Here is a 12,756-nt window from a genome sequence, read left to right as displayed (position 1 = left end):
GGCTGGCCCAGAACCATTCGCGACAATCCGCCCCATGGCGCGTTGTGAGAGGCTCATTGAGTCCCACTGTCTGCGGTCACGGATACGGTGAGCGGGTGGTCCAACTAACTCCTGGCGCTTCGCTTCAGAGCGCGATCGCGGCACTCGAAGAGACATCCCGCACAGCCTCAAACATCGTCGGAGCAGGGATGCCCGTCGATCGGCTGAACGAGTATCGTACGTGGTCCACTCGCCAGATTAGGTCGCTCACCGGCCAGCTCATGCCCGCTTCGATCGAAGAACTGGTGGCCTCGCGTCGACACTGGCTGCTCCAGTCGCTCGACCCTATCGCGTATGGCGTTGCAGCGGTGGGTGAACTCGTGGATCTAGAAGTCACTAGCTGCATCGAAGCCGTAAGTGCAGCACTCAAGGACTTGCGGGGGCAGGCGGATGTTTGGTCGAAGTGGCGAGAACACGGCATCGCCGGAAAGCCCTATGCCGCCGTCGTCTTGGACACCAACGTGCTGCTTCGACACTCCGAGAATCTGATCGACATCCCCTGGAATGTCGGGCTCAACATCTTCCCCCACGAAGCCATCGCTCTCGGGATCCCAATGGTTGTCGTCGAAGAACTCGACAGGCTGAAGGACAGCAACGGTGCCATGTACCTCGGAGATGAGAAGCTCGCTGTGCGGACGCTTGCGCGGAAAGCGCTTCGCTCCCTCGATACCGTCTTCAAGGCGGGCTACTTGAACTGGCAGATCCGAGAACGCGGGGCAGGTGGCATGCAGCTGCCAGATGAGCTCCACGCAATACTGATCGTCGACGATCTTCACCACACACGCACGCGCGACGCCGATCTGGAGATTATGGATCAGGCAATTCGGCTGCGCCCCTTCACGTCGAACGTTGCTCTCGCAACGTACGATCAGGCGATGATCTTCCGAGCACGAAGCGCAGGCTTGAAGGCGTTCAGGCCGACGGAGGATTCCTGACCATGGATTGACCTCTTGCTCACGCGCCTCGTGGCATCCCGAAGTTCGGCAGCTCGAGTTGATCGACCGCTACTACTTACCCCTTGAAGCCAGTGTCTTGGGTTTCAACGAGCGTTGGTGGATCAGCCGAGCTGTACCGATGAGCCAGCAAAAGTACTGCCTGGTTCTCGTTCGTTCTTGACGGAGAGGAAGTTGCGCGAGCTGAAGTGAATCATGCGGCTCATCTCGGTGGGGACCACGTCGGTTCGCCCCTCCCCCGGCACATCGTGGAAGTTGCCCTCATCGAACTACGCTCCCAATATGCCAACGACCCAGGAACCAACGACACAGTGCACTAGGAGCACGGAAATGCCCCTTACTGGCTTGGCGGGACTGATTGCCCCGCTGCGACCGACAACCGTTCAGCATCAGACGCGGGGCGAGACGCGCGCTCGCTCTCAACATGGAGTTTGAGATCCGCAGGTAGCCAGGAGCGACGGCGTCGGAAACACTCAGCGCAACGACGGAGCACAGCAGGCAGTTTCGTCGCTCGTCCCAATAGCCAGACAGAAACAAGGATAGCCGCGAGAGATGCCAATACTACCCACGGCCCCCATTCACCGGTATCGGCCGCCAACCTGAGAGGAAACAGCATCTTGCCGATCACGGTCGACGTATCGACCTCCGAGACGTAGTCGAGCAGATCCCGCAAGGCTGGCACAGCCACGAGCGCCGCGAGAATGGTCGCAATCCAGGCCAACCGCAACGAGCGGCTCGCCTGAGTATTTGCAGACCGAGTGGCATTGGCTTGCGACGATAGATCCAATGCGGTCTCGACTGTGCGTCGCATCTCCTCCCCGCCAAGGTCCGTCAGGAGGCGGGTTGCAATCTGGCGCGCTGATCCAAAGCGAATCTCCTGTTGTCGCATGTCGGCCAAGACCTTAATGGCTTCGGCATAAGCGCGTTCAAGTTTCTTGCCATACAGCGCGCCGCCGGTAACGGCCGATTCCAGATTTCGCAGACGGAAGTATTGCACGAGTGTGTGCTCGACGATCAGCACGGTATCAAGATCACGGATTGGCTCTGGGGGCGCTCCAATGAGTTGAATACGGGTCGTCGAGCCGAGGTTCGTATAAAGCTGGTGGTCGGCACTCACCGAGAGATCTGCGCCGGAGAGTCGGTCAAGATTGACGTTGGCGTCTGAGTCGAATCGAGTAGCCACCCGAGCGATCGCGTCCTTGTGACGGACCTGCCACAGCTCCGCAGACCCACAACAATGGCCCATCGCGGCCATCACGGTGGCATGAGTGTTCCACTCTCGTGGGAGGGGAACTCCAAGTGCTGTCCCGACGGCACCAAAATGCCGCTCGAGCGAGTCCGCCATGGTTGGCGAGTCAGGGAACTCCATCGCCCGCAGGCGTGCACCTGCATCAGAGATCGTCCGCCACTCCCCCAGAAGACGTTTCACTGGGAGGCCGATCAGCAGTGGCTCTGGGATTTCCGATCGTACGAGAACCGCGCGATCAGATCGGGCGATCTCGACAAGCTGTGCGGTCGTCATCTCTCGATGAATGGGAAGCGCGATTGTGAGCTGAACTACGCCGCATCGGTGTATGAGCAGCCGCGGCTCGAACGCCGCGTGCGCAGTCTCGCTCACCCCTGGGATCCGCAGGTCATGGTAGGAGCCTCGGAGAATCAGCCGTACGAAGTCATCGCCAATGCGGCTTGCACCACCGAACAGCGTCTCGTCGATCTGATGCTCGGCAGCCGCAATCTTCTGGGCATCTACGATTACTTTCCGAGCCATGCTGAGCGCCCCATCAAGCGAGTCAGCGCCGCTATCCGCCGCATCGACGACGGGAGCATCGACAGCCGCGGATCGAGACCACCTGCGTCGCAGTGCATTGGTGACGAGTCGTGGGTGCCGCCAAGCGAACCTCGCGGCCGCTGCAAACGACTTGCCCGACCTGAGGTCAGCCACATCATCTCGCAGTCTCTCACCCGAACGAATGACCTTGACCAGCGAGCGCATCTTCGGTGTGAGTCGGACCCCGGATTCCGATGGCCATGCCGCTGCAACCGCAATGTCCGCTCGAAACAGTCGCCGCACTGCAAATTCGAGGTCGATTGGCCCACCGGCATGGCTGGTCATCGTGAAGTGAATAGTAGGCGACGTAAACAGCGCATCGTGAGAATCCTGCTGATCGATCACGTTCACCCTATCCGTCGGACGCCCCAAGGTAGACATGATGCTCGCCATCTTCTTCAAGGGATTGCACAAAATTGCGCCTAAGAAATTCCATGCCTTGGTAGCAATCACGGACCTCCTTCGAGCGGTCAGCTGCTGTGACGGAGTCATCGTGCCACGGAGTCTCTCACTACCCTCCGCGATCCGATACTCGTACATCCGCACCACGCGCGCCTGGATCTCCGCGTCATACGTCCTCACTGCTGACATGATCATTCCTTGTTAGATCATGCCCTCCCACAGCCCCAGGCCGGTTCACCTCAGCGCCCACCGACGCTAGTGGACAACACCCCAGTTGCACCATTGAACTAACAGGCCCGGACTACAAGGTTCGCGTCGTCGGCGAACGGAACGCTGCGAACGTCGGTGTGCGGCCGCTCCATGCGCCGCCCAGCGCACAGAACCCGGAGAACGGAAGACCCGCCGAAACCGCAGGGAGCCCCTGAGAATCAAGGGGCCAAGGCCAGTTCGATTGACCATGGTTCGAGTAACGTCCTCACTGCTGGGGTACCTGGACTCGAACCAAGAACAACTGAACCAGAATCAGCCGTGTTGCCAATTACACCATACCCCAAGGGCATCAGCCGAAGCCGTGCACCGAGGGTCAAGCTTAGCCGACGATCCCCGAACCGCCAAAACGAGGAACCCGCTCCTACCCCTGTCCCCGGAGCTGCTCCCGCACCGAGAACCGTGACGGGTCGAACAGGCTCGCGAGGTACGCGCCCAGCGCGACGCCCACGCCGACGCTGAGGCAGATCGCCGCGGCGGTGCCGAAGTGCGCGAGGCCCGATCCGCCGCTCATCTGCTGCAGGATGCCGAGGAACACCTGCAGTCCGGGCAGCAGCGCACCGGTGATGCCCATGAGGGCGAGCACCTGCTGCGGGTATCCGGTCCGCGCGGCGAACACGACGGTCACGACGCCGAGCACGACGCCGCTGAGCGAGCTCGCCCACAGGGCGTCGAGCCCGACGACACGCAGCAGCAGCTGGTTGGTCGCGCCGGTCACCACGCCGAGCACGAGCGCGGGGAGGATCAGCGAACGCCGGCCGCCGTTCGCGAGCGCATTGGACAGTGCGCCCAGTCCCGAGAACACCAGCACGAGGTACCACGGCATGCTCGGCAGGTCGTCGATGCGCGGGTGCTCCATGTGGAACAGCTCGCCGAGCGCGAACGTCACCACCCCGCCCAGCGCGATGCCGACGGCCGTCACCGCGAGGCTTCCGGCACGGCTCATCGCCGACAGGTAGTCGGCGTCGATCGCGTCGGTGACGGCGCTGATGAGCTGCGGCAACGGCAGGATCAGCAGCCACGTCACGGCGATCGCCGCGGCGGCGCCGACCGGATCGACGAACCCGGCGAGCACGAGCGCGGTCGCCACCGCTCCCCCGGCGGCGCTCTGCACGGCCGCCGCGAACAGCCGCGGCATGAGCACGCGCGACGCGCCGAGCCCCACGAACGAGCTGATCAGCTGCAACACCGCGGCCGTGACCCACGCCTGCCAGAGCACCCCGACCTGCATCGTGATGAACACGGCGAGCATCGTGAGCCCCGCCGTCGTCACCGCCCCGTTCGTCGCGCGGTCGCGCACGCGAGAGACGTCGTCGCGCAGCACGTCCACGCGCGCCGACTCGCCGATGCGCGCCGCGACATCGGCCAGGCCGCGCAGGCGCGAGCAGTCGATCACGTCGAGCGTCCGCGCGGCGCCCGAGACGCTCACGGAGCCCCCGTCGGGCGCATGCGCCTGCGTCAGCACCACGCGACCGAACACGGTCACCGACGCCTGAGCCAGCCCCAGCAGCGAGGCGCACGACGTCAGCACGCGCGACGTCTGGCCGCCCGACTGACCGGACTCCAGAAAGCCGAGACCCAGCGCGCTCAACAGCTCCAGCCGCTGCCGCACGTCGTCGGCGGACAGGTCACGAACGGCATCCGCGGCGGTCATGCGTCGATCCTAGGGCCGCGCACGGCCCCACGACCGCACACGCATCCGAGCTCAGCCCAGGTGCTGCACGAGCGCCCCGAGCCGGCGCACCGTCTCGGCCTTGCCGAGCAGTTCCATCGACTCGAACAGCGGCGGCGACACGCGACGTCCGCTCAGCGCGACGCGCGGCGGGCCGTATGCGACGCGCGGCTTGAGCCCGAGCCCGTCGATGAGCGCGTCCGACAAAGCCTGCTGCACGGCCGCGGCGGTGAAGCCCTGCTCCGGCACCAGCTCGAGCGCGGCGACGGATGCCACGAGCACCTCGCCCGCGTTCGCGGGCAGCCCCTTGAGCGCATCGTCCTCGTACGTCACCTCGTCGCGGAAGAGGAAGCCGAGCAGCCCGGGCGCGTCGCCCAGCAGCTGCATGCGCTCCTGCACGAGCGGCGCCGCGGCATCCAGCATCCGTCGTTCGTCGTCGGTCAGCGGCTCCGACACCAGACCGGCCGACGCGAGGTACGGCACGAGGCGACCCGCGAAGTCGGCGGGCTCGAGCAGGCGGATGTGGTCGCCGTTGATCGACTCGGCCTTCTTCTGGTCGAAGCGCGCGGGGTTGGGGTTCACGTCGGCGATGTCGAACGCCGCGACCAGCTCGTCGAGCGAGAACACGTCGCGGTCGGGCGCGATCGACCAGCCGAGCAGCGCGAGGTAGTTCAGCAGGCCCTCGTGGATGAAGCCCTTCTCACGCTGCAGGAACAGGTCGGCCTGCGGGTCGCGCTTCGACAGCTTCTTGTTGCCGGTCTCGCCGAGCACGAGCGGCATATGCCCGAACCGCGGCACGAAGTCGGCCACGCCCGCCTCGACGAGCGCGTCGTACAGCGCGAGCTGCCGCGCGGTCGACGGCATCAGGTCCTCGCCGCGGATCACGTGCGTGATGCCCATCAGCGCATCGTCCACGGGGTTCGTGAACGTGTACAGCGCCTGACCGCCGGCCCGCACGACCACGAAGTCGGGGAACGAACCGGCGGGGAACGTCACCTCGCCGCGGATCAGGTCGACGTAGGTGAGGTCCACGTCGGGCACGCGCAGGCGCCACGCGGGCTCGCGACCTTCGGTGCGGAACGCGGCCTTCTGCTCGTCGGTGAGGTCGCGGTCGTGGTTGTCGTAGCCGAGCTGCTTGGCGCGGCCGGCCGCCTCGTTGCGGGCGTCGATCTCCTCCGCCGTCGAGTAGGACTCGTAGACGGCACCGCTCGCGATGAGCTTCTGCAGCGTCTCGGCGTAGATCTCCGTGCGCTGCGACTGGCGGTACGGCTCGTGCGGCCCGCCCTTCTCCACGCCCTCGTCCCAGTCGATGCGCAGCCACGTGAGCGCATCGATGAGCTGCCGGTAGCTCTCCTCGCTGTCGCGCGCCGCATCGGTGTCCTCGACGCGGAAGATGAGCCTGCCGCCGGTGTGCCGTGCGTACGCCCAGTTGTACAGCGCGGTGCGGATCAGGCCGACGTGCGGAAGCCCCGTCGGCGAGGGGCAGAAGCGCACGCGGACATCGCTGCCGGTCGCCGTGGTGGTGCGAGGATGCGGAGTAGCCATAGGCGTTCCAGTCTACGGCGGGGTGCACGTGTGGCGGTGGGGTGTGCACGTCTGGCAGTGAGGATGCGCATCACGAAGACAGGAGAAATCAGCGCTACAGGACGATCCGCGGCGAAACCTCCTGTCCCGGTGATATCTCCTGTATTGAGGGGATGCCGGGGCCTGGGCATACGGCGCGCCGCATGCGTGCCCGGCGGCTCAGCGCTGCCGGGCGAGCGGCGCCGCGGCCGCGACGGCGACGACGATGACCAGCGCGACGAGCGCCAGGCCGCCGTAGCCGATCGCGCCGAGCACGCCGCCCGCCGCGATCGCGCCCAGGCCGCCGACGAGGCTCATCGCGAGGTCGCTGCGTCCCTGCCGCACCGTGCGCCTCTCCTCCGACGACGACTCGGTGAGCAGCGTCGAGCCGGCGACCGTCGACGCGCTCCAGCCCAGCCCGAGCAGCACGAGCGCGATCGTCACGGCCGTGTTCGAGTCCTGGCCGAAGGACGCCGTGAGCATCGCCGCGACGAGCAGCACCTGCCCCACCAGCACCGTGGCGACGCGTCCGACGCGGTCGGCGAGCATGCCGAACACGGGCGACAGCGCATACATGCCCGCGATGTGCAGGCTGATGGTCAGGCCGACGACCTCCAGCGACGCGCCGTGGTGCACGAGGTGCACGGGCGTCATCGCCATGACCGCGACCATCACGCCGTGCGCCCCGGCGATCGCGATCATCGCGAACAGCGCCGTGCGCGGACGGTCGTCGCGCGCGATGGCCGCGCCGGCGCCCGACGCCCGCTCGCCCGCGACGCGCTGCGCCAGCTTCAGCGGATCGGGACGCAGCAGCACGAGATACAGCACGATCGCCAGCACCTGCGCGACGACCGTGAAGACGTACGCGCCGGTCATCGGCGGCATCCCGAGCGCCTGCCCGATCGCCTCGCCGGGCCCGACGAGATTCGGGCCGAGCACAGCGCCGATCGTCGTCGCCCACACGACCACCGACAGATCGCGTCCGCGCGACGCATCGGTCGCCAGGTCGGCGGCCGCGAAGCGCGACTGCAGGTTCGCCGCCTGCCCCGCGCCGATGAGCGCGAACCCCGCGATCAGCAGCGGGAACACCCGCACCGCTGCTCCGAGCACGACGACCCCGACGCCCAGCAGGGCGATGACCATGCCGATCGCGAGGCCGATGCGACGGCCCCGCCGGCGGGCGAGCGTCGCGAGCGGCACCGCGACGGCCGCCGTGCCGAGGGTCACGAACGCCGTCGCGAAGCCGGAGAGGGCGTCGTCGCCCGAGACGTCCGCGGCGAGCACCGCGCCGAGCGAGATCGTCGCGCCGAACGCCACGCCGCCGAGCACCTGCCCGGCCGACAGCACCGCGACGGTGCGACGCTGCACGCGGGCGAGCGTCGTCGCGTCGACGCCGGTCGCCGCCTCCGGCCCGGATGCCGAGGACTCAGGCATCGCGTGCGGTGTTGCGCAGCACGCCGATGCCGGTGATCTCGACCTCCAGCGTGTCGCCGGCGACGAACGGGCCGACGCCCGCCGGCGTTCCGGTGAGGATCACGTCGCCCGGCAGCAGGGTGAACGCCGCCGACGCGTACGCGATGATGTCGGGCACCGTGTGCACCATGTCGCTGATCGGCCCGTCCTGCCGCACCTCGCCGCCCACGCGCGAGATCACGCGCGCTCCGCCGTCGAGGTCGAACTCCGTCTCGATGACCGGGCCGAGCGGGCAGAACGTGTCGAACCCCTTCGCACGCGACCACTGCCCGTCGGACCGCTGCAGATCGCGCGCCGTCACGTCGTTGCCGATCGTGTAGCCGAAGACGTGGTCGAGGGCGTTCTCCGCGGGCACGTTCTTCGCGATCCTGCCGATCACGACGGCGAGCTCGCCCTCGAAGTCGGTGCGCTGCGACTGCGGCGGGCGCACGATCGCGTCGCCCGGGCCGATCACCGCCGTGTTCGGCTTGAGGAACAGCAGCGGCTCCGCGGGCGCCTCGCCACCCATCTCGGCCGCGTGGTCGCGGTAGTTCTTGCCGACGCACACGACCTTGGAGCGCGGGATGACCGGGGCGAGCAGCGTGGCATCCGCGAGCGGGACCCGCTCCCCCGTCGTCTCGAACCCGGCGAACAGCGGATCCCCGGCGAGCACGACGAGATCGCCCTCGTCGACGACGCCGTACCGGATGCGCTCGCCGTGACTGAACCGCGCGATCTTCATCGCGTCAGGCGTCCAGGCGGATGAGCCAGCCGTGCGTGTCCTCGCGACGTCCGTACTGGATGTCGGTGAGCTCCTGGCGCAGCGACAGCGCGAGCTCGCCCGTCGGCTGCGCGTCCTCGAAGCCCTCGGCCTTGAGCACGCCGATGGGCGTCACGACCGCCGCGGTGCCGCACGCGAACACCTCGACGATGTCGCCGGATGCCACGCCCTCGCGCCACTCGGCGAGCGAGATCGGCCGGCGCTCCACGCGGTGGCCGCGGTCGACGGCGAGCTGCAGGATCGAGTCGCGCGTGATGCCCTCGAGGATCGAGTCGGAGTGCGGCGTGACGATCGTGCCGTCGGCGAACACGAACACCACGTTCATGCCGCCGAGCTCCTCGACGTTGCCGTCCTGGTCGAGGAAGACCACCTGGTCGCAGCCCTGCGCGTACGCCTCCGACTGCGGGAGCAGGCTCGCCGCGTAGTTGCCGCCGGTCTTCGCCGCACCGGTGCCGCCCTTGCCGGCGCGCGCGTACTGCTCGCTCAGCCAGATCGACACCGGCGTCACGCCGCCCTTGAAGTAGGCGCCCGCGGGGCTCGCGATGAGGTAGTAGGCGACCTTCTCGGCCGGGCGCACGCCGAGGAACGCCTCCTTGGCGAACAGGAACGGACGCAGGTACAGGCTCTGGTCGTCACCCGACGGCACCCAGGCGCCGTCGACGGCGATGAGCTCGCGCAGCGACTGCAGGAAGTAGTCGGCCGGCAGCTCGGGCAGGGCGAGCCGGCGCGCCGAGCGCTGCAGCCGCAGCGCGTTCTGGTCGGCCCGGAACGTGTGGATCGAGCCGTCGGCGTGCCGGTAGGCCTTGACGCCCTCGAAGACCTCCTGGCCGTAGTGCAGCACGGCCGCCGCCGGGTCGAGCGAGATCGGCCCGTAGGGCTGCACCCGGGGCCGGTGCCACCCGCCGCCTCGCGACCAGCAGATGTCGACCATGTGATCGGTGAAGTTGGTGCCGAAGCCGGGGTTCGCCAGAATCGCATCGCGCTCGGCGGTGCTCTTGGCGGCGAGGTTCTTCGTCACGGCGAACTCCAGCGGAGTGATGTTCGACGCGGTGTCGGTGAGTGTCATGAGCGATCCTTGTTCCACGCGCCGTGGGAGGCGCCCACGCGCGATTCCAGATTACGCCGATACGCGGGCGGCGATCGCGTCTCCGACCTCGCCGGTCGTGCGCGCGCCGTCGCCTCGCGAGGCGATGTCGTCTTCGACCGCCCGGGTCACGCGCTCCGCCTCGTCCACCAGCCCGAGGTGATCGAGCAGGAGGGCGACCGACAGGATCGCGGCCGTGGGGTCGGCCTTCGCCTGACCGGCGATGTCGGGGGCCGAGCCGTGCACCGGCTCGAACATCGAGGGGAACGCGCCCTCGGGGTTGATGTTGCCCGAGGCGGCGAGCCCGATACCTCCGGTGATCGCACCGGCGAGGTCGGTCAGGATGTCGCCGAAGAGGTTGTCGGTGACGATGACGTCGAATCGGCCGGGGTTCGTGACCAAGAAGATGGTGGCCGCATCGACGTGCAGATAGTCTACGGCCACATCCGGATACTCCGCGCTCACGGCATCCACGAGCCGCTTCCAGATGCCGCCCGCGTGCACGAGCACGTTCGTCTTGTGCACGTAGGTGAGCTTCTTGCGGCGGCGTGCGGCCTGCGCGAACGCGTAGCGCACGACGCGCTCGACGCCGAACGCCGTGTTGACGCTCGTCTCGTTCGCGATCTCCTGCGGCGTGCCGACGCGGATCGCCCCGCCGTTGCCGACGTAGGGCCCCTCGGTGCCCTCGCGCACGACGACGAAGTCGACGTCGCCCGGCTCGGCGAGCGGGCCGGGAACGCCGGGGTACAGCTTCGACGGCCGCAGGTTGATGTAGTGGTCGAGCGCGAAGCGCAGCCGCAGCAGCAGCCCGCGCTCGATGTTCGCGTCCTTCAGGCGCGGGTCCCCGGGCACTCCCCCCACGGCGCCGAGCAGGATCGCGTCGTGCGCCGCGATCGACGCGAGGTCGTCGTCGGTGAGGGTGTCGCCCGTGGCGAGGAACCGGTCGGCGCCGAGCGAGAACCGGGTCTTCTCGAACGTGACCTCGCCGCCCGCGGTCACGGCGTCGAGCACCTTCTCCGCCTCGGCGATGACCTCGGGCCCGATGCCGTCACCGGGGATGACGGCGAGCTTGACGATGCGCGACATTGCGGCCTCTCAGGACTCGGTGATCTGGATCTGCGTGAACAGGTCGGCGTGGATCTGCGCGCGCACGTCGGCGAGCAGGTCGTCGGGCACCGGCGAGTCGACCGTGAGCACCGACAGCGCCTGGCCGCCGGCGGCGTGCCGGGCGATCTGCATGCCGGCGATGTTGATGCCCGCGTCGCCGAACTTCTGGCCGTAGACCGCGACGATGCCGGGACGGTCGGCGTAGCGCATGACGACGTGGTGCGTCTCGATCGGCAGCTCCAGGGCGTAGTCGTCGATGCCGACGAGCTTCTCGATCTGCTTCGTGCCCGTGAGCGTGCCCGAGACCGCGAGCTGCGAGCCGTCGGAGAGCGCGCCGCGCAGCGTGATGACGTTGCGGTACTCCTCCGAGCGGTCGTCGACGATGAGGCGCGCCTCGACGCCGCGCTGCTCCGCGAGCAGCGGCGCGTTCACGTACGACACCTTCTCGCTCACGATGTTGGTGAACACGCCCTTGAGCGCGGCGAGCTTGTAGACGCTCACGTCGTACTGGTTGAGCTCGCCGTGCACCTCCACGTCGAGGCTCGTGAGCGGCGACTGCGCGAGCGCCGCGAAAATCTGGCCGAGCTTCTCGACGAGCGGGATGCCGGGGCGCACGTACGGGTCGATGACGCCGCCCGCGACGTTGACCGCGTCGGGCACGAGCTCGCCGCCGAGCGCGAGGCGCACCGACTTGGCGACCGAGACGCCCGCCTTCTCCTGCGCCTCGTCGGTCGACGCGCCGAGGTGCGGCGTGACGAGCACGTTGGGCAGGCTCAGCAGCGGGAACGCCGTGCCGTCCTCCTTCGGCGGCTCGCTCGTGAACACGTCGAGGCCGGCGCCCGCGATCTGGCCGCTCGTGAGCGCCTCGTGCAGCGCGGCCTCGTCGATGAGACCGCCGCGCGCGACGTTGACCACGTAGGCGGTCGGCTTCATGAGCGCGAACTGCGCCGTGCTGATCATGCCCGTCGTCTCGGGCGTCTTCGGCATGTGGATCGTGACGAAGTCGCTGCGCTGCAGCAGGTCGTCGAGCGACACCAGCTGCACGCCCAGCTGCTGCGCGCGGGCGCTCGTCACGTAGGGGTCGTACGCGACGACGTCCATGCCGAACGCCTGCAGGCGCGCCGCGATGAGCGCGCCGATGCGGCCCAGGCCGATGATGCCGAGCGTCTTCTCGTACAGCTCGACGCCCGTGTAGGCGCTGCGCTTCCACTGCCCGGCGGCCAGCGAGGCGTTCGCGGCCGGGATGCGGCGGGCGAGGCCGAGGATGTGGGCCACCGTGAGCTCGGCGGCCGAGATGATGTTGGAGGTCGGCGCGTTGACGACCATGACGCCGGCGGTCGTCGCCGACTTGATGTCGACGTTGTCGAGGCCGACGCCGGCGCGCGCGATGACCTTCAGCCGGGGCGCGGCCGCGATCGCCTCGGCATCCATCTTCGTCGCCGAGCGGATGAGCACGGCGTCCGCCTCGGCCAGCGCCGGCAGCAGCTCGGCGCGGTCCGCGCCGTTGACGCTGCGGATCTCGAAGTCTGGACCGAGCGCGTCGATCGTTGCGGGAGACAGTTCTTCGGCGAGGAGGACGACGGGCTTAGACACGCTGGCAGACCTTCG

General features: G+C 68.0%; 9 protein-coding genes and 1 tRNA gene. 1 reads left to right on the top strand and 9 read right to left on the bottom strand.

What is annotated here, in order from left to right; translation table 11 throughout:
• Positions 1-188 precede the first annotated feature (188 nt).
• Positions 189-974: a PIN domain-containing protein gene (locus AOA12_RS08990; protein WP_054682159.1), complete on the top strand. Its 786-nt coding sequence runs from the start codon at positions 189-191 to the stop codon at positions 972-974.
• Between the two features lie 355 nt (positions 975-1,329).
• Here AOA12_RS08990 and AOA12_RS23085 read toward each other — a convergent pair whose 3' ends face one another.
• The 9 genes from AOA12_RS23085 to serA form a co-directional block, all read right to left on the bottom strand.
• A complete protein-coding gene (locus AOA12_RS23085) occupies positions 1,330-3,273 on the bottom strand; it encodes a hypothetical protein (protein ID WP_156366448.1) in 1,944 nt (647 codons plus the stop codon).
• A 430-nt stretch (positions 3,274-3,703) separates the two neighbouring features.
• Positions 3,704-3,775: transfer RNA gene (locus AOA12_RS08985), tRNA-Gln, on the bottom strand.
• A gap of 78 nt (positions 3,776-3,853) precedes the next feature.
• Positions 3,854-5,143, bottom strand: coding sequence for a threonine/serine exporter family protein (locus AOA12_RS08980; RefSeq protein WP_054682157.1), 1,290 nt, complete (start codon positions 5,141-5,143; stop codon positions 3,854-3,856).
• 51 nt (positions 5,144-5,194) lie between these two features.
• Positions 5,195-6,706, bottom strand: a complete 1,512-nt coding sequence (gene gltX / locus AOA12_RS08975) for a glutamate--tRNA ligase (RefSeq protein ID WP_054682154.1) — start codon at positions 6,704-6,706, stop codon at positions 5,195-5,197.
• A gap of 198 nt (positions 6,707-6,904) precedes the next feature.
• Positions 6,905-8,158 (bottom strand): MFS transporter, encoded by a 1,254-nt coding sequence (locus AOA12_RS08970; RefSeq protein ID WP_054682153.1) that lies wholly within the window; start codon positions 8,156-8,158, stop codon positions 6,905-6,907.
• The gene (locus AOA12_RS08965) at positions 8,151-8,918 is read right to left on the bottom strand and encodes a fumarylacetoacetate hydrolase family protein (RefSeq protein WP_054682151.1); all 768 of its coding nucleotides are present in this window, start codon (positions 8,916-8,918) and stop codon (positions 8,151-8,153) included. The genes AOA12_RS08970 and AOA12_RS08965 overlap by 8 nt, the downstream gene beginning before the upstream one ends.
• A 4-nt stretch (positions 8,919-8,922) precedes the next feature.
• Positions 8,923-10,023 carry a branched-chain amino acid aminotransferase gene (locus AOA12_RS08960; protein WP_054682149.1) on the bottom strand — a complete coding sequence of 367 codons (1,101 nt, stop codon included), beginning with the start codon at positions 10,021-10,023 and terminating at the stop codon, positions 8,923-8,925.
• A 51-nt stretch (positions 10,024-10,074) separates the two neighbouring features.
• The gene (locus tag AOA12_RS08955; RefSeq protein ID WP_054682146.1) at positions 10,075-11,127 is read right to left on the bottom strand and encodes a 3-isopropylmalate dehydrogenase; all 1,053 of its coding nucleotides are present in this window, start codon (positions 11,125-11,127) and stop codon (positions 10,075-10,077) included.
• Positions 11,128-11,136: 9 nt separating this feature from the next.
• On the bottom strand, positions 11,137-12,741 hold the full coding sequence (gene serA / locus AOA12_RS08950) for a phosphoglycerate dehydrogenase (protein WP_054682144.1): 1,605 nt from the start codon (positions 12,739-12,741) through the stop codon (positions 11,137-11,139).
• Between the last annotated feature and the right edge of the window lie 15 nt (positions 12,742-12,756).

This window comes from Microbacterium sp. No. 7 (assembly GCF_001314225.1).
GTDB lineage: Bacteria > Actinomycetota > Actinomycetes > Actinomycetales > Microbacteriaceae > Microbacterium.
The sequence above is the reverse complement of the archived record's forward strand: the minus strand, read 5'-3'. Positions and strand labels throughout refer to the sequence as shown.